This window comes from Lentzea sp. NPDC058450 (genome assembly GCF_042721395.1).
Taxonomy (GTDB): Bacteria; Actinomycetota; Actinomycetes; order Mycobacteriales; family Pseudonocardiaceae; genus Lentzea.
Genome location: NZ_JBHXLO010000014.1, coordinates 47763 through 65967, shown reverse-complemented (window position 1 = coordinate 65967; position 18205 = coordinate 47763). Strand labels below are relative to the sequence as shown.

The 18205-nt window shown below is 67.2% G+C and carries 10 protein-coding genes; 8 read left to right on the top strand and 2 right to left on the bottom strand.

All coding sequences use genetic code 11. The features are described 5' to 3' along the window. Positions 1-38 precede the first annotated feature (38 nt). Positions 39-1112, top strand: a complete 1074-nt coding sequence (locus ACFWNN_RS22325; protein WP_382441841.1) for a hypothetical protein — start codon at positions 39-41, stop codon at positions 1110-1112. Here ACFWNN_RS22325 and ACFWNN_RS22320 read toward each other — a convergent pair. Continuing rightward, positions 1109-2905, bottom strand: coding sequence for an NAD(P)/FAD-dependent oxidoreductase (locus ACFWNN_RS22320; protein ID WP_382441840.1), 1797 nt, complete (start codon positions 2903-2905; stop codon positions 1109-1111). The genes ACFWNN_RS22325 and ACFWNN_RS22320 overlap by 4 nt on opposite strands. A 99-nt stretch (positions 2906-3004) precedes the next feature. On the opposite strand from ACFWNN_RS22320, the gene ACFWNN_RS22315 reads away from it, so the two are divergent. From ACFWNN_RS22315 to ACFWNN_RS22300, 4 genes are all read left to right on the top strand, one after another. Continuing rightward, positions 3005-4174 (top strand): transcriptional regulator, encoded by a 1170-nt coding sequence (locus ACFWNN_RS22315; protein WP_382441839.1) that lies wholly within the window; start codon positions 3005-3007, stop codon positions 4172-4174. Between the two features lie 350 nt (positions 4175-4524). Further along, a complete protein-coding gene (locus ACFWNN_RS22310; RefSeq protein WP_382441838.1) occupies positions 4525-6624 on the top strand; it encodes a hypothetical protein in 2100 nt (699 codons plus the stop codon). Between the two features lie 16 nt (positions 6625-6640). Beyond that, on the top strand, positions 6641-7528 hold the full coding sequence (locus ACFWNN_RS22305) for a hypothetical protein (RefSeq protein ID WP_382441837.1): 888 nt from the start codon (positions 6641-6643) through the stop codon (positions 7526-7528). Between the two features lie 19 nt (positions 7529-7547). Further along, positions 7548-13046, top strand: a complete 5499-nt coding sequence (locus ACFWNN_RS22300; RefSeq protein WP_382441836.1) for a DEAD/DEAH box helicase — start codon at positions 7548-7550, stop codon at positions 13044-13046. Positions 13047-13156: 110 nt separating this feature from the next. On the opposite strand, the gene ACFWNN_RS22295 is transcribed toward ACFWNN_RS22300, so the two are convergent. Then, positions 13157-13999, bottom strand: coding sequence for a dienelactone hydrolase family protein (locus ACFWNN_RS22295; RefSeq protein WP_382441980.1), 843 nt, complete (start codon positions 13997-13999; stop codon positions 13157-13159). A gap of 200 nt (positions 14000-14199) precedes the next feature. On the opposite strand from ACFWNN_RS22295, the gene ACFWNN_RS22290 reads away from it, so the two are divergent. Genes ACFWNN_RS22290 through ACFWNN_RS22280 form a run of 3 tightly spaced genes read left to right on the top strand, consistent with a single transcriptional unit; the run spans position 14200 to position 18087 of the window. Further along, positions 14200-16569: a LuxR C-terminal-related transcriptional regulator gene (locus ACFWNN_RS22290; RefSeq protein WP_382441835.1), complete on the top strand. Its 2370-nt coding sequence runs from the start codon at positions 14200-14202 to the stop codon at positions 16567-16569. Continuing rightward, positions 16562-16993, top strand: coding sequence for an acyl-CoA thioesterase (locus ACFWNN_RS22285; RefSeq protein WP_382441834.1), 432 nt, complete (start codon positions 16562-16564; stop codon positions 16991-16993). The genes ACFWNN_RS22290 and ACFWNN_RS22285 overlap by 8 nt, the downstream gene beginning before the upstream one ends. After that, positions 16990-18087, top strand: coding sequence for a zinc-binding dehydrogenase (locus ACFWNN_RS22280; RefSeq protein ID WP_382441833.1), 1098 nt, complete (start codon positions 16990-16992; stop codon positions 18085-18087). The genes ACFWNN_RS22285 and ACFWNN_RS22280 overlap by 4 nt, the downstream gene beginning before the upstream one ends. The last annotated feature ends 118 nt before the right edge of the window (positions 18088-18205 follow it).

Below are 18205 nucleotides of genomic sequence, written 5' to 3'. Positions count from 1 at the left end.
CGGGGTGCCCCGCTCGGGGGCGGGGCACCCCACCCTGCATGATCTGTCCCGTGCACCCCGCCGAGGCGATCCTGCGAAACACCGACTGGGCAGGTCTTGAGCACGCGTACGGCAGCGCCGAGGACGTGCCGCCGGTGCTCCTCGACCTGCTGAGCCTGGACGCGGAGGCGTGCGGGAACGCGCTCGCGAACCTCGACGGCGGGTTGTTGCACCAGGGCTCGATCTACTCGGCCACGGCGCCCGCCGCGCTCTTCGTGGCGGCGGTCCTGGACGATCCGCGGGTGCGGTTTCCCTGCGAGAGCGCACTGCCGTGGGACGACCGCGAACGACCGCTGCTGGCGGCGCTGCTCGAGTGGCTCGGCCAGGTCGCCTCGTCGGCGGCCTACGACCACGGCGAGGACGACGAGGACGTGAACGCCTGTCGCACGATCCGTCCCGATCTGCATGCCCTGGTCGTGCCGTTGCTGGGCGACGACGATCCGGACGTCCGGCGGGAGGCCCTGACGACCGTGAGCCACCTGCTGGCGGCCCCGGAACTCGTGGCGCATCGACCGGAGACCGCCCGGTTGCTGCTGGAGTCCGCAGTGGATGGTGCGCCGGAGGTCAGGGCCGAAGTGGCGGTGCGGCTCGGCGGGTGGGGCGTGCGGACGTTCCTGGACGACGACCATCCCGGCGTGCGGGCGTGCGCGGCGTTGACCGCGGCCTACGACGACGACCCCGCCGCGCTCGCGGAGGTGGTGGCCGCACTCCGGGATCCGGCCGGGGTCGCCTCGCTGCGACCCCAGCCGCTCGACGGCGAGGTGCGGGCGGCGCTGATCGCTGCCTTGTTGCGTCGCACCACCGCGTTCGAGGACGTGGCCGAGCTCGCGATCGGCCTGGTGATGACCTCGAACGGGTTCGACAGCGACGACTGGGGTCCGTTCGTCGTGCGGGCGTTCCCGGACGGCTGGCCGGGAACGCTGTCCGCGGCCCAGGAACGGCTGACCTCCATGCTGCTGGCCAACGACCGCTGCTGGAACCCCTTCGTCGGTGGACGGCGGTGGTTCCAGCAGGCCGGTCTGCCGGTGGAACGGGCCGAGCTGCGCGCGCTGTACGTGCGCTCCGGCCTCTAGCCGAGGTGGTGCACCTCCTGCAGGCCGTAGACCGGCGTCGGCAGGCCCTCGAAGCGCGCCTTCAGCTGCAGCGCCAGGAAGAGCGAGTAGTAGCGCGACTGGTGCAGGTTGCCGCCGTGGAACCACAGGCCGGGCTGCTGGGTGGGCTTCCACATGTTGCGCTGCTCGCCCTCCCACGGGCCGGGGTCCTTGGTGGTGGCGGAGCCGAGGCCCCAGCACTTGCCGACGCGGTCGGCCATCTCCTGGCCCGCGAGGTCGGCGACCCAGCCGTTCATCGAGCCGTAGCCGGTGGCGTAGACGACGAGGTCGGCCTCCAGTTCGGTGCCGTCGGCGAGCACCACGGTGTTCTTCGTGAGCCGGTCGACCTGGCCGCGGACGAGCTTGATCTTGCCGTCGGCGACGAGCTCCGAGGCGCCCACGTCGATGTAGTAGCCGGAGCCTCGCCTGAGGTACTTCATGAACAGGCCGGACTCGTCGTCGCCCCAGTCGAGGTCGAAGCCCGCCTGTTCGAGGCGGGCGTAGAAGTCCGCGTCGCGTTCCTTGATCTGCTGGTACACCGGGATCTGGAACTGCGGGAGGAGGCGGTACGGCAGTGAGGCGAAGATCGTGTCGGCGCGGTCGGTCGTGACGCCGGCGGCGAGGGCGCGTTCGGAGTAGAGGTCGCCGAGGGCGATGTCCATCAACGAGTCCGAGCGCACGATGTGCGTCGAGGAGCGCTGCACCATCGTGACGTCGGCGCCGTGTTCCCACAGCGCCGCGCAGATGTCGTGGGCGGAGTTGTTGGAGCCGATGACGACGGCCCTGCGTCCGGCGTAGGCCTCCGGGCCGGGGTGTTTCGACGAGTGGTGCTGGTCGCCTTCGAACTCGTCGGCGCCGGGGAACACCGGGACGTTCGCCTTGCCGGACATGCCCGTCGCGAACACGAGCTGCTTCGGTTGCAGCGTCACGGTTTCGCCGTCGCGGTCGACCGTGACCGTCCACTGTGCACCGTCGAAGGTCGCCTCCTTGACCTCGGACCGGGTCCAGTAGGGGACCTCCATCACGCGGGTGTACATCTCCAGCCAGTCCGCGATCTTGTCCTTCGGCGCGAACACCGGCCAGTTGTCGGGGAACTGGAGGTACGGCAGGTGGTCGTACCAGACGGGGTCGTGCAGGCAGAGGCTCTTGTACCGCTTGCGCCACGAGTCGCCCGCCCGGTCGTTGCGCTCCAGCACGAGCGCGGGCACGCCGAGTTGCCGCAGCCGTGCCCCGAGCGCGATGCCGCCCTGCCCGCCGCCGATGACCACGACGTACGGCTGCTGGTCGTACCCGAGTTCCTCGCTCTCCCGCTCGCGTTCCTCGGCCCACGACCGGCGGTCCTCGATCACGCCGTGCCGCACGCCCTTGGGGCGCGTGTCCTTCTTGCACTCCTCGAACCCCTTCAGCTCGTACAGGCTCGTCAGCAACGTCCACGCGCCCTCGTCGTTCAGCCGCAGGTGCCCGCGGCACCGCCCGGCCGCCGTCTCGAACTCGAGCCACGCCTCGACGACGCCGTCCGCCTCCGTCGGCGTCTCCGTGGTGCGGAACCTCTCCGGGTCCGTGCCGTCCAGGCACGCGCTGAGGAGGTCGGCGACCCCTTCGCGGCCCTCGACGGTCTTGATGTTCCAGGTGAAGGCGACCAGGTCGCGCCAGTAGCTGTCGGTCGCGAACAACCCGGCGGCGGCGTCGACGTCCCGTGCCTTCAGGGCGGCCTCGAACTGTTCCAGCCAGGCGTTCACCCGAGCCTGCGCCGTGCGTTCCACGGTCTGCGTCATCGGCCACTCCTCGTCGCTCGTCCTGGCCCCGATTCACCTCCTCGCCGCGCTTCGGCGAAACCGTTGCACCGGATTGCACGCCTGGGTCATGCTCGACCGGTGAGCGTGCCCAGGGCAGTGCCGCCCGGACAGCACCTGCCCACGTATGCCCGCGAACTGGTGCGCATGCACGACGCGGTCATCGCGGGCAGTCGCTCCTCGCTGCGCCCGCGAGCCCTCGTCTCCCGTTCCTGGAACCGCGTGCTGGACCTGGGGCTGCGCGCCGACGGCGTCAACACCCGCGACTGGCTCGGCGAGGCCGAGATCGCCCGCCGCCAGGAGGAGTCGCCGTTGCGCGAGGTCGTCCCGGACCTGCGTGCGGTGGTCGGCGGGCTGGCCGACGCCTCGCAACTGCTGCTGGTCGTCACCGACCACGAGGGCGTCATCCTGTGGCGCTCCGGCACCCCCGCCGTCCGCCGCCGAGCCGACACCCTGGGGTTCTTCGAAGGCGCCGACTGGACCGAAGGCCGTGTGGGCACGAACGCCATCGGCACCGCGCTGGCCGAGGCCGCGCCGGTCGAACTCCTGGCGGGCGAACACTTCGAGCAGGGCCAGCACCCGTGGTACTGCACCGCGACCCCGGTCCACGACCCGCGCACCGGCGCGTTGCTGGGCGTGATCGACGTGAGCGGTCCCGCGTTGACGCTGCACCCGGCGATCGGGGCGTTGGTGGAGACCGGCCGCATGCTCGCCGAGTCGCGGTTGTGGCGCTACCACCAGGAACGCCTCGACCGGTTGCGGACCTCGGCGTTGCTCACCGGTCCGTCGCTCATCGTCGACGACCACGGCTGGGTCGCGGCCTCGCACGGTGTGGCGGTGGGGCCGCGGATCGCGGCTCCGGTGGCCGGGCAACCCCTCGCGGTGCCCGGCCTCGGAGCCTGCACCCCGGAGCGGCTGGCCGGGGGATGGGTCATCCGGCCGTGCTCCGCGGATCGGTCTGTGCTGCTCGAACTCGACCTGACCCGCACTCCCCAGGTGTGGCTGTCCGGCGGTGACGCGGAATGGCGCCGCACGGTCACCCGCCGGCACGCCGAGATCCTGGTGCTGCTGCACCGCGCCGGACGCGTGGGGCTGTCCGCCGAGGCGTTGAGCAACGCGCTGTACGGCGACGCCGAGCACGTCGTCACGGTGCGGGCGGAGGTGTCCCGGCTGCGACGGCTGCTCGGCGCGTTGGTGGAGACGAGGCCCTATCGGTTGTCGGACGACGTGCGGATGTCCGTGGTCGACTGAAGTTTCCTTATGCAGACCATCGACTTGATGACCATGATTCCGGTTGATTTGGAATCGAGTCTCACGCTGGGCTGCTGTGCACTGCCAGGGCGTGGCCTGTAGCGACTGTCCTTGGGGCTAGGACCCAACTTCGAGGCAGAAACTTTCATAGCGCTGTAACGCTGGCGCGTTGGCCGCCGAAAGTCAGCGCAAGAGCGATGGGTGGTGCGTGCTTGCTGGGTGGTTCCGCGGGCGGAATCGTGAGGTTGCAGCTAGTGAGCTGACGGCTACCGACGGCGAATTCCGTGACGTCGGTTAGTCCGCCTGAATGTCGGTGTCACGCGGTTGGGGACTCGGGGAGGCGTGGCTAGGTGCTGTCGCTAGAGGCGCGTGGAGCGGAAACCGCGGTGCGGAAGGCCGATTACGGCTATTGGCAACAGTTGTTCGCGGATGCGTTCTTCGGCCGGTCGAATACCCCTGTCGTCCTGTTCGTGGATGACGATGAGCTCGCGCGCCTCGCGCCGGGTACGGCTCAGCCTGCAGTTTCACTCGCAGCAGCGGTGGCTGAGTTGTTGTTCCTGTCTGGGGGACGTCGCATCTTCCAGCAGATTCTCCGGATGCAGAAGATATGGGAGCAGGGCGATCAGATGCGTCCTCCCCCAACGTTGCCGCTTCTTGCGCTTACTGTTCTTGCTGCTTCTCGCATGCACCGCGAGCCCGAGATTGCCGCGCACAACTTCTACACTCGCATGGCACAGGTTCTGGTGCCGAATGTGGAGCAGAAGGCGATGGCGGCCGTTCGGACGGCGGTGGTAGATTCCTTCGAGGAAGTCTCCGGCATGTGGAAGCTGCTTGATCGCTGGCTCAAGGTCTCAGGTGGTGAGCGCGGAATCTCGACCATCCGTGATCATCCAGGGCTTTCCCGAATAGGTTTTCCCTTGTCGCAAGCGGTACTGAGGAAATCTGACAGGGCGAAGCTGACGCTGTTCTTCTCGCATCTCAACGTGAGTGCGGCGGGGGCGCCTGACGCGACCTCTTTGCTGTCCTATTTGGGTATGTGGATGTCGGTGCCGCGCGGCTTCAGTGAGGCGTTCTGCAAGATGGCCCGTGATCAGGCGCAAGCCGATCTGATGGGCCCGTTGCTCGTCGGACTCGCTGACAACTGGGATGGGCGGGTAGTCACTTCGGAAGGTCTTCGCCGCCTCGAACTCAAGCTGTGCCTCAACATCCATCGGCAGCGGGTAGACTGGGCTATTAGCGCGGCGGATGGTATCGACGAGGACGTGCTGCAGGGCGAGATTGCGGGCGAGGCGTTCGAGGTTAAGATTGAACGGGATCCCTACAGTTCGTTGTACCAGCTGGACAGGTCCTTGCCTGCCGCGAGCCGGTACCCGATCCAGAAGATAACGTTGGTGGGGAGCCACTGTGCGGCTAAGTTCTCTCCGTCTGACGTCATTGTCTTTTCTGAGGATCCTGACGCGGGCTGCTGGCTCTCGCGTCATTCGGTGGAGTTCGGTGCCGAGCACTTGATTGCGGCACGTGGTGATGCTGCCACCAGTATCAGGCGCGTGTTTGCAGAAGCTGCCCAGGAAGGTTGGCGGGTGCTGCCCAGCACTGGCGGGGCGTCCCTGATGCCAGGGTGGAAGTTGTTCAGCCGTGTCGTTTTCGACGATGCGGACCGCCTTCGTGCTGCCCTGGAGGGGACCGCCTTGCTGCGCACCGACGCGGTGCGTCCGGCTCCAGTGGTTCGTCCGCAGCTGAAGAACGGATTGCGGCTAGCACGGCAGGTAACGCAGGCCGCGTATCTCAGTGGTGCTGAACCCGATCTCCTTCTTCCCTTCACCGGTGAGGGCCGCGTTGCGACAGCGGCCCTTGACGGTGTTGAGCAACACCCGCCGTTCAGTGCCTCGGGATTGCCGATCTCGCTGCGGCGTATCGGCCCGCTGGCTCCTGGGACCCATGAGCTGAGGGTCGGGGACATAGTGCTCACGTTTCACGTCGTCGACGCCGAACCTGGTGGAGTTGAGCCTTGCTGGGGCGAACTTGGCTGGGATGCGAATGCTGAACCCTCCGATCAACAAGATCAATTCGAAGTCTGTGGTGCCGTGATCCAGGGGCCAGCAGACGTGGAGCCCGTGCTCGCCCGCCGCGGTCAAGACGAGACATGGTTGTTGCACGCGGATGGAGCGTGCACCCGAGTGGAAGAGCCGGAGGCCGCTGAAGTCCTGGAGAGGGCTACTGGCATCGCGCCGTACTACTTCGAGGTGAGCTTCGGCCGGTCGGCAGTCTGGCTGGCCCAACGAAGAGGCGAAGTTTGGCAGATCCGCCTGTTGCGGGCGTTGCCGCCTTCGCTCAGCTACCTGGATCCTGTGTCCGCTTCGTTGTGGGCACGTGTATCCGATCAGAGTGTGTCCGCTGACCCGCTGTGGGGTCAGTACATGTTGCAATGGGGCCGCCACTGTGGACGCTGACCTGATGCTTCGATGGATGACCGAGACGTCCGCGGGCAGCATCCGGGAGCTACGTGAGAAGGTCAGCTGGCTCGCGCGCACGTCTGATCGGAACGCGAACTCGTTCGCAACCGGACAGTGGGTGCGTGACCTGTCTTCACTGGCGCATGCAGAGATCCGGTGGGACCTTGATCGTTGGGCAGTCGCTCCTCCTGTCATCGCAAGGTTGCCCGCAGCGGACGGTACTGCGGTCGTTGTTGGCGCAAGGCCAAAGGGTTTGAAGGAGAAGCTGGAGGAGACCGAAGTCTCCCTCTTCGTGGTCGAAGCGGAGGCTGGCGAAGGCATGCTGGCCGCTCCAGACTCGTGGGTTGTCCAGTTCGACGATGTGGCGACGCTGCCAGAGATTGCTCGCAGATCGGGTGTCGTTTACGGAGGTTGTGCAGCCGTGCGACTGGCCAACGTTCTGGTGCCCTTGAAGCTTGGTTCGCCGGCAGCTCCACCATCGGTGAACGTGGCTGACTTGGAGCAACTGCAACTGAGTGGGCAGTTCAGCCCGGCGACTCCCGCTCGCGACGGGTTGTATCGGATGCGCATCGGCAACAGGCTGGTACATCTCTATCGTCGCGACGGCACCTGGTACCACTGTGATCGGGCCATTGGGACCTACATGTTCTTTGCTCAACGCAGCACGTCAGTCTTGAGGTGGAGAGCTGAGAGCGGCCGGGGCCGTGTTGACGCCGGTGCCCTCTTCGTCGACAGGATCGCTCCACTTCCCGTGCTGCAAGCCAGGGCCGCCACGTTGTGCAGCGGGTTCGCTCCTGTGCTCAATCAGGCCGCGCAGACCTACAGGTACAGCAACGTCCCTCGCGCCGTAGCGACTCAGATCGCCGAATCGCTGGAACAGAAGCTGGAAGTGACAGGATGAACCGGAAAGCGAGTAGCGAGTGACCTCTGCGAACGATGATCCTCAGCGTCACCTCGGCTCGCTGGGAACGTTCCAGCGTCTGCGTGAGGCTTACCTGAGCTACTACGACACCCCTTTCGGACTCGCAGACCGCCGCCTGGAGAAGGAACGACGCGATCTACTTGATCGTGATGGTGGCATCTACAGGTTGCCGCTGCTGGAGCTGCGCCCTGAATACCTGACCGCTCAGCGGTCCCTCGCGGATTCGGCCGCAGCTGCTGGTGCCCCGCCTGAGCTCGCGGAGTTCGCGAGCGCTGGCCTGATTCCAGCCGGTCGGCCGCTCTACGCGCACCAGGAGAAGGCTCTGAGCGCCGGCCTGACGCGCGGTCAGAACATGGTGATCACCGCAGGCACCGGTTCTGGCAAGACGGAGTCGTTCCTTCTGCCGCTGCTGGCAAGTCTTCTGGAAGAATCCAGGCGCTGGCAGGGTGGCCCGGCGCGGCCGCAGAAGCCTTGGTGGCACATGAGCTCTCAAGGTTTCACTGAGCAGCGGAAGGGTGAAACAGGTCGCACTGCTGCTGTCAGGGGGTTGATCCTCTACCCCATGAACGCTCTTGTGGACGATCAGCTCACAAGGCTCCGCAAGGCACTGGACAGCGATGCAGCGCGTGCATGGCTTGACGCGAATCGCCGCGGTCATCGGTTCTACTTCGGCCGATACACGGGAACAACACCCGTAACCGGGTCGTCCGACAACGACCTCGCGGTTGCGGATTTGCGGTCGTATCTCACGGAAACCGAGATGCGAGGTGCACAGGCGCAGAAGGAGTCGGTCAAGCGAGGTTCCGACGACATCCAGTACTTCGTACCGCGTCTTGACGGAGCTGAGATGCGCTCGCGCTGGGACATGGCCGCGTCGCCGCCGGACATTCTGATCACCAACTACTCCATGTTGAACGTGATGTTGCTCCGCGAACGCGACGGGCACTTCTTTGAATCAACCAGGAAGTGGCTCGACGAGAGCGTGGACAACCGGTTCACACTTGTCGTCGATGAGCTCCACATGTATCGGGGTACTGCGGGAACAGAGGTCGCATACCTGATCCGGACGTTGAAGAGCCGCTTGGGATTGGACGAACGGCCGGAGCAACTCCGCGTGCTGGCAGCGAGTGCTTCGCTCGTTCCCGAGCGCGACAAGCACTACCTTCAGGACTTCTTCGGCGTCGACGGCAACTCGTTCGAGTTCATTGCGGGCAACACAGTCGAACCCCCTGAGGGGGCTGCCGGGACTCTGGCCCATGCCGTCAAAGTTTCAGGGGCGGTGCCTGGCCAGGTTGCTCCGCTGGCTCGCGAGCTTGGTCTTGTGGATGCACTGCGCCGGTCGTTCTACGAACCAGATGACAAAGGGGGTCTAACCGCTCTCGCGAAGCCTGCGGCCACGCTGGCTGCGCGTGTCTTCCCGGGCGTAGAGCCCGAGACCGCTGACTTCGCGTTGCGCAGGATGCTCGAGGAACTCGCTGACGAGCCTCAGCTCGGTGATCCGCGCCTGAGGGCACACCTGTTCTTCCGGAACGTACCTGGAATGTGGGCATGCTCCGACCCGAATTGCTCAGCCATCCCAGGGGGCAGATACACGGGCCGAACCATCGGCAAGGTCTACGCCGGGCCCGTGTCGAGGTGTACGTGCGGATCCAGGGTGCTCGAACTGTTGTACTGCCAGAACTGCGGCGACGTTCTGCTGGGCGGATTCGCGCCATCGGGTGCGACTCAGCGAGGAACCGTGGAAACCATGCTCCTCGCCGACATTCCAGACCTGGAGAAGCTGCCTGACCAGGTCAGGCTCGACCGCACAGCGGCGAACTACCTGGTGTATTGGCCCAATCCTGCGGCAGCGCTCACAAAGATCGATGACGCCCAGTGGACCGCTGATCGGAATTCGGTCCGCTTCGAGTTTCGCCGCAGCGTGCTCGATCCGGGAAAGGGAGAACTGCGCAACGGTCGAGACGGTTTCACTGGTTGGAGCTTCCACGTCATCTCAGCCCGGGACAAGCACGGCAAGCCCCGGGTTGGCCCTGAGGTGCTCAGTCCGTACCCCAAATGCTGTCCATCGTGCGGCGACGACTGGGAGATCAAGTTCGGCGCGGGCGCCGGTGTACTCCCGCTGACCGACAGGCGGAGGCAACGTTCGCCGATCCGAGGCATGCGCACCGGTTTTGAGAAGATCAACCAGGTTCTGACGACTGAGCTGGCGGCGGATCTCGCTGAAGCTGAACGCAAGGTGATCGTGTTCACGGACAGCCGGCAGGATGCCGCGAAGCTGTCCGCTGGGCTGGGGCTCCGCCACTACCAAGACCTGCTGCGACTGCTCCTCTACACCCACCTGCGGGAGGGAGCGGATTCAGTTCGCGATCTGGAGCTAGCCCGAGAGTACGTGATTGACGGGGCCCGCACCCCGGACGTGCGTGAAGCGATGGAGCGGGTTCGGAAACGGGATTCCGCTGCGTTCAACGAGTTGCGAGACATCTGGGAGGGCAACGGTACTGAAGAGCGGGCTGAAGTGCTCATGGCGCAACTCGCCCGGCCCCTCACGCTCGCCGAGCTGTCAGGCGCCTTGTCTGACGATCTGTTGTCGATGGGGATCAATCCTGGTGGCCCGGCACCCAGCCTTCAGAAGGCGGGACGGGGCGTCAGTGCGGTGCGGTGGACGACACTGTACGACTGGGAGGCGAAGCCGCCCAGGCCTCGCGGAGGCTTGAGCGTCGACCAGCAGATGTTGTTCGGAAGCATCGCCCAGTCGTTGATGGACGAGATGCTCAACGGTCTGTTCTCGGGAAGTGGCAGGGATTTCGAGTCTCTCGGTCTGGGCTGGCTGGCCGCGGCCGACGACGTGGCTCCGCCAGACGCTTCGCCGGACACGTCAACGGCCTACGCTCGGGCGTCGCTTCGAGTGCTAGCTGACCAGAGGCGCTTCGACGGCATGCGAGACGGAAGGCCTGAGCCCACGAGCAGGCTGCGCAGCCTGTGGCGCGCGATTGACGGACGTGGCGGTCCGTCTGAAGACGATCTCCGCAGCATCGTGTCCAGCAGATTGAACGACGCTGTCCGCGACTACGTCATCGATCCGCACAAGGTGACATTGCGGGCGGCATCAAAAGCCGTGTGGACTTGTACAGCTTGCCAGCGAAAGCATCTGACTCTGGGATGCGGCTTGTGCACGAAGTGTCAGGTTCCTCTCCCCGCTGAACCTGCTTCGTTGCAGCCAGAAGACGACTACTACGCCTGGAAAGTCATCTCAGGTGACGGACGGTTCAGGCTGAACTGCGCGGAGCTCACGGGGCAGACGGATCGAGTGGATGCGCAGTCTCGCCAGTCCAGATTCCAGGGGGTGTTCCTCGAACGGGACGAGCACGAGCTGCCTGATGCCGTTGACCTTCTCTCGGTCACCACCACGATGGAGGCCGGCGTCGACATTGGTGCGTTGTCAGCCGTCGTTCTCGGCAACATGCCACCTACGAGGTTCAACTACCAGCAACGCGTAGGTCGCGCCGGGCGGCGCGATACCCCAGTCGCAGTGGCGCTCACCGTGTGCCGCGGCCGCAGCCATGACGAGTACTACTTCGACCGGCCAGAAGCGATCACGAATGATCAGACTCCGAAGCCCTACCTAACGCTTGACCGGTACGAGATCTACATCCGCTCGCTGCGTAGCGAAGTGCTGCGGCTTGCCATGGGGGAGATCTTCTCCGGCGCTGCTCAGAACGGTCGCCCTCTCGACTTCACCAACAACGTGCACGGGCAGTTCGGGCTTGTATCTGACTGGCCGCGACTGCGCACTGAACTGGAACGTTGGCTGCGTCAGAACACCGGGCTGGTCGAGCGGGCAGCAACCGCGCTTGCGATCCGGACGCCGTTCGCCGTTCGCTCGGCGGAGGTCGCACGAGAATGCGCTGGTGCTCTGATCGCCGTCGTGGATGCGGCCGTCAACTCCCCGGCTGGACATCACGAGCTGAGCCAGCGCCTTGCGGGTCACGGGGTGCTGCCTATGTTCGGATTTCCCTCGAGCGTCCGCTACTTGCACTTGGAACGTCCGAAGAAGGCGTATCCCTGGCCGCCGCGCGGCGTGATCGATCGCGACCTCGCGATGGCCGTAGGGCAGTTCTCGCCTTTGAGCGAGGTCGTTCGCGACGGCAAGGTGCATGCGGTCGTGGGAATCACTGCGTTCAGGCCGGTCCGCCCGAAGCCGCAGCCGGAGGATCATCCGCTAGGACCGAAGCGAATGATCAGCGTGTGCCGATCGTGCTCGTATCTCGTGGAGACGGCGCCTGACGCGAATAGGGATGATGACCAATCTGATTGTCCGCAATGTGGCGCGAAACGAGGCGTTTACAGCTCAATGCCATTGCATGAGCCGCTCGGTTTCCGCGCGGGCAAAGAACGTGACTTCGATGGGAACTTCGCGTGGACTCCCAAATCCATCTCGTCGCGAGCACACACCGATCTGGCAAAGCTCACGCAGGTTCAACACAAAGCTGCGACGGTGTACTCCGGTCACGGCAGACGATTTGTGATCAACGACAACGGTGGCCGGTTGTTCGCGCTGCGCGCTGCCGCGCACGACGACTGGGCCAACTGGGGCGGCTACGTTTCCGTGGAGGCGATCGAGAACGGCCTTCTGCACCCCAAGGCGGCTGGTGAGGGCGAACCGTTCGAAGTTGCGCTTGGCGCGGTGCAGCCCACGGATCTCCTGTTCCTGGGACCTCAAGGCTCAGCTTCACCGCAACACGGTGTGAGATTGGACCTGTCAGTCAGCAGGCGACAGCCTTCCGGTGCAAGAGACCTGGTCGATGGGCGACGTGGTGCGTGGTACTCGCTTGCGTTTTTGCTGCGGACCACGGCAGCGGCGTTGCTGGATGTTGAGCCTCGCGAGCTGAATGCAGGAATCTACGCAGGAAGCACTAACGGCACTCCGCTTCCGTTCGCGTTCATCGCGGATACCCTGGAGAACGGTGCTGGCTTCAGCACGCATCTGGGAAGTGAGGCTGTGCTGCCAACTTTCCTCAGTCACATCGAGAGATATCTCAATGAGCTTGCGCAGGAGTCGCATGCTGCTGAGTGCGACTCGTCGTGTTACCGCTGTCTCCGTGACTATGGCAACATGGCGTACCACGCCTTGCTTGATTGGCGGCTGGCCTCCGACCTGTTCGGGCTGCTCATGGGTCGTGGATTGCCTACTAGATTCGGCTCCGACGCGAGAGCGCTTGGGCAGTGGGCGGACGCGTACGGTGCGACGATGATCGAAGGTACAGCTGCGGCAGCGGCTGTGTACGACGATCCTTACGCGGGCAGATGCGTGGTGATTGCCCGGCATCCGTTTGAAGCGTCTGACCTGATGGTGGCGCCACGGCTCGCCGAAACGCACGAGTTCGTCAAAGCCAGGTATCCCGAAGCCTTGGTCGTTTTCATTGACACGTTTACCCTCGGCCGGGACCCAGGGCGTGTGGCAATGATGTGCGAAGAGTTGCTGGATTCTCAGCAATAGCCCAACACGGCGGCGGGGACGAAGCATTCGCCCCCGCCGCCGTTTGTTTAGCGCGAGGTCGGGCCGCGGCGCCCCGCGCTCGGTTGACGCCGCGACCCGTGCTCGGTGATCTAGGAGGAGTGCGGGCAGGTGTCGCGGTACTCCTCGATCAGCGTGCTGCGTCCCGGAGCCGGGCAGAGGAACTGCTCGTAGCGGGTGTCGTTGTCGATGAACCTCTTGAGCCACGAGATGCTGTACTTCGCGATCGTCGTGTTGGACGAGTTCGGGGCGAAGTGCGAGGCGTTGTTCAGCTCCAGGTACGCCTTGTCCAAAGTGGACGGCAGGGAGTTGTAGAACGGTTCGGAGTGCGAGGAGACCGGGGCGACCGAGTCGCTCTCGGCGCCGACCACCAGGGTCGGGACGCGGACCGACGACCAGTTCTTGGTGGTGTGCCAGCCCGTCAGCGGGATCGCCGCCTGCAGGGCCGGGCGCTGGCTGGCCGCGCGCAGGGTGCCGCCGCCGCCCATCGAGTGGCCCATCACGCCGAGGCGTGACGAGTCGATGCGGCTGCGGACGCTGCTCTGGCCGGTGAGGTAGTCGAGCGCCGCCAGCAACTGCGACGCGCGGCTGTCGGGCTGGTCGTAGATCGTGTTGGTGTCGATGGTGAAGACGACGAAGCCCTGTGAGGCGAGGCGCGGGCCGAGCCAGGAGATGCTCGACTGGGTGCCGGTGTAGCCGGGGGAGATGGCGACCGCGCCGAACGTGCCGGCCGAGGTGCTGGTCGGGTAGTAGATCGTGCCGCCGCCGAAGCCGCTCACCAGGGAGGACACCGAGGTCTCCGAGACGGCGAACGAGCCGCGGGAGGCTTCGATGCTCGAGTTGGTGGGGGCGGGGCCTCGTTCGTACGGGTTGGCCGCGGCCTGGGCGAACGTGCCGCCGCCCAGGAGTACCAGGGACAGTGCGACGGGGAGCAGGGTGCGGAGTTGCACGGCGTTGTACACCTCATTCGGCAGGGAACGGGGGAACGGTCTCGACCCTGCAACCCCGGGCGAGCGGTGCGCATCGGTGCAACCACCGGTCTCGGTGAACAGCTTCGATGGCAAAACTAACGGTGGTAGGTGAATTTGGCCCCTCCCTCTTCCGGTGGAGCCGGTGCCGCCATAAGACTGGGCCGATGCTGCGTGGCCGAGAGCGGCAGCGCGTCGCCGTGGACGCGTTGGTCGACCGTGCGCGCGTTGGGCGCGGTGGGGCGATCGTCGTGCACGGCGAGGCAGGTGCGGGCAAGACCGCGCTGCTCAACGCCATCAAGGACACCTACGACGCGTTGCTGTGCGTGGACGTCCCCGAGATCGACGACGAGCTGCTCCAGCTCGCCCGGGACGTCGAACGGACGCGCGCCGCGCTCGTCATCGCCACCGAAGGCGAGCCGCGCGGGCTGCCCGGCATCGCGCTCGACCCGCTGGACGCCGCCACGAGCGTGCGGGTGCTGCACGACCTCGTGCCCGGCCTGCCCGCCACCCTCGCCGCCGACCTGACCGACCTCGCCTGCGGCAACCCCCTGGCCCTGGTCGAGCTGGCGGGCTCGCTCACGTCCGCGCAGCTCGGCGGCATCGCGCCGGCCCCGGAACGGCTGCCGGACTCCAGTTCGCTCCGGCAGCGCTGGCGGGCTCGGTTCGCCGCGCTGTCGCCCGAGGCGAGGCACGTCGTGGCGCTGGCCGCGGTGGACGAGGAGATCGACCCCGAGACCCTGGACCTGGACGCCGTCACCGAGGCCGGTCCGCTGTTCGACCCGCGCCGGCTGGTCAGGTCGGCGCTGCTGGCCGACGTGCCGCGCGCCCTGCTCAGGCACGCCCACGCGACGCTCGCGGAGTCCCTCCCGCCAGGCGCGCGCCGGACGTGGCACCAGGCCGTCACCAGCCACGACGAGAACCTCGCCCTGACGTTGACCGACCACGCGGAACACGCGCGCAGGTGTGGTGACTTCGCCCGCGCCGCCCGTGACCACGACCGGGCCGCGAGCCTCACGACCGACCCCGAGCACAAGGCGCACGCCCTGCTCAAGGCTGCGGCCGACCACTGGGCCCACGGCGCGCCGCACCGGGCCAGGGCCGTGTTGCGCACCGCGACCCGGATGACCCACACGCCCGAGCTCAGGGCGCTCATGGACCTCGTCGTCGGCGGCATCGACCTCGGCGAGAGTCTCCCGGACGTCGCCGCGGACCGGCTGATCCGGGCGGCGAAGGGCCTGGCCGGAACGCGCAGGGTGCTCGCCGTCGCGGCGCTCGGGTTCGCGGGCGAGGCCGCCAGCATCGCGGGTGACCTGCGCCGCTACACCGCGGTCGCCGAGTTCGCCCGCCACCTGTGCCAGCCCGACGAACCGGCCGCCACCCGGCTCACGCTCGACCACCTCACCGGCATGCTGGCGACGTTCGACGGCCGGCACGCCGAGGCGTTGCCCGCGCTGCGCACCGTCGTCGACCTGGCGGAGCAGGTGCCGGGACCGCAGGCGCGGATCTGGGCCAGCCAGGCCGCCTACGTGCTCGGCGACGCCACCCGGTCGCACGAGATGGCCACGAGCGCGGTCACGGCGGCGCGCGAGACCGGGTTCACCGCGCTGGTGCCGTGGGCGCTGGTCTACCGGGCGCTGTCCGCGTTGCTGCTGGACCAGCACGCGGCGGCGTTGAACGCGGCGACCGAGGGCGTGCACGCGGCGACCGCGATCGGGCAGCACAACGCCGTGGTCGACCACCTCACGATCCTCGCGCTGCTGGCGGCGTTGCGAGGCGACGCCGACACGGCGCTGGACCGCATCGACACCGCGACCGAGCAGATCACCCAGCGCGGGCTCATCCGGCCGAGCACGTTCGGCGCGTGGGCGTTCGCGTGCGTCGACCTCGCCCGCGACCGGCCCGCCGACGCGCTGGACCGGCTGCGGCTCAACCCCGGTCACGCGGGCATCAAGGTCATGGCGGCACCCCAGGTGGTCGAGGCCGCGGTGGCGTGCGGCCGTCCGTCCACAGGGGACAGGGCGTTGCAGCCGTACGAGAAGTGGGCCGGTGCCACGGGAAGCACGGCCCGGCTCGCGCTCTCGCACCGCTGCCACGGCCTGCTCGAACCCGGCACCGCCGACGAGCACTTCGAGGAGGCGATCCGGCTGCACCGCGCCAGCGGTACGGCGCTGGAGCTCGCGAAGACCGAACTGCTGTACGGGAACCGGTTGCGCCGGGGCCGCAAGCCCAAGGCGGCGCGCGAACACCTGCGTGACGCCGTGCGGATCTTCCAGTCCTACCAGGCGGATCACTGGGTCGACCGCGCCCGCGCCGAGCTGCGGGCCGCCGGCGACTCCACCGAACCCAAGGACCACCCCGCGCTCACGCCGCAGCAGGCGCAGATCGCGAGGCTGGTCGCCGAGGGCGCGACGAACCGCGAGGTCGCCGCCCGGTTGTTCCTGAGCCACCGCACCGTCGAGCACCACCTGCGCAACATCTTCGCGCGGCTCGGCGTGCGGTCGAGGGTCGAGCTCACCAGGAGACTCGATGACTGATGGAGGTTGCGTGCGCGAGCAGTACCGGCACTGGCAGCGGATTCCGACCCGGTGGGCGGACAACGACGTCTACGGCCACGTGAACAACGTCGTCCACTACGCCTTCATGGACACGGTGATCAACACGTGGCTGATCGGCGCCGGGCTGGACATCCAGGCCGGACAGCAGATCGGGCTGTGCGTGGAGTCCCACTGCAACTACCGCGCCTCCGTGTCGTTCCCCGAGGCGATGGACGCCGGGCTGCGGATCGGGCACCTCGGCCGCTCCAGCGTGCGCTACGAGGTCGGTTTCTTCTTCGAGGACAGGGACGACGTCATCGCGGAAGGCCACTTCGTGCACGTCTTCGTGGATCGCGCGACCCGCAAGCCCGTCGAGATCCCGGCAGATCTGCGCACGGCGATGGAAGGGCTGGTGGTGGCGTGAAGACGCGAGGTGCGGTGCTCACGGCCGTCGGCGGTCCGTTGGAGGTCGTGGACCTCGAACTCGACCCGCCCGGTCCCGGCGAACTGCTGGTGCGCGTGCACGCCACCGGCCTGTGCCACTCCGACCTGTCCGTGATCGACGGCTCGCGGGTGCGGCCGTTGCCGATGGTGCTCGGGCACGAGGCGGCGGGCGAGGTCGTGGAGGCGGGCCCGAACGCCGAGTTCCGTCCCGGCGACCACGTCGTGCTGTCGTTCGTGCCCGCCTGCGGTGCGTGCCGCCGGTGCGCGTCCGGCCGTCAGGCGTTGTGCGAACCGGGCGCTCTGGCGAATCGTGACGGCACGTTGCTCAGCGGCGAACGGCGGTGGACCCTGCCGGACGGCACGCGCCCGCATCACCACCTCGGCGTGTCCGGGTTCGCCGAGTACACGGTGATCTCGGACCGTTCCGCCACGCTGGTCCCCGCCGACCTGCCGCTCGACATCGCCGCGCTGTTCGGGTGCGCCGTGCTGACCGGCGCCGGGGCCGCGTTCTACAGCGCCGAGGTGAAGCCGGGGGAGAAGGTCGCGGTCTTCGGGCTCGGCGGGGTCGGCCTGGCGGCGGTGCTCGCGGCCGTCACGGCCGGTGCCACCCAGGTCGTCGCCGTGGACGTGGTGGAGCACAAGCGGAAGCTCGCGCTCTCCCTGGGCGCGACGCACGAGGCCGCGGGCGGGTCCGACGTCGTCCAGGCCGTCCGCGACCTGACCGGCGGCGGCGCGGACAAGGTCATCGACACCACCGGGGTCGCGGCGGTGCTCGAACAGGCCTACGCCGCGACGGCCGTCGGCGGCACCACGGTCACCGTCGGGCTGCCGCACCCGGACCGGACCGTCAGCCTGCCCGCGCTGAACCTGGTCGCCGAGGAACGGACGTTGAAGGGCAGCTACCTCGGCTCGTGCGTGCCGCGCCGGGACGTGCCCAGGTTCGTCGACCTCTACCGCGCGGGACGGCTGCCCGTGGACGGCCTGCTCTCCGGGCGCCTGCGCCTGCCCGAGATCAACGACGGGTTCGCGAAGCTCGCCTCCGGGGAGGCGGTCCGGCAGGTCGTGGTGATGTGAGAGCTGCCCGATTCGGCCCACACGGGCACGAATCGGGCAGGACAGTTCCGGTGTCAGCTGTTGACCACCGAGGACTCCGTGCGTCACGGTGAGAGCGCTCTCATGTTCGTCGCTCCCC

Bases quoted from the DNA above. Each gene is read 5' to 3' on its own strand.
- ACFWNN_RS22325 (WP_382441841.1), top strand. From the start codon at position 39: ATGATCTGTCCCGTGCACCCCGCCGAGGCGATCCTGCGAAACACCGAC.
- ACFWNN_RS22320 (WP_382441840.1), bottom strand. From the start codon at position 2,905: ATGACGCAGACCGTGGAACGCACGGCGCAGGCTCGGGTGAACGCCTGG.
- ACFWNN_RS22305 (WP_382441837.1), top strand. From the start codon at position 6,641: ATGACCGAGACGTCCGCGGGCAGCATCCGGGAGCTACGTGAGAAGGTC.
- ACFWNN_RS22290 (WP_382441835.1), top strand. From the start codon at position 14,200: ATGCTGCGTGGCCGAGAGCGGCAGCGCGTCGCCGTGGACGCGTTGGTC.
- ACFWNN_RS22285 (WP_382441834.1), top strand. From the start codon at position 16,562: ATGACTGATGGAGGTTGCGTGCGCGAGCAGTACCGGCACTGGCAGCGG.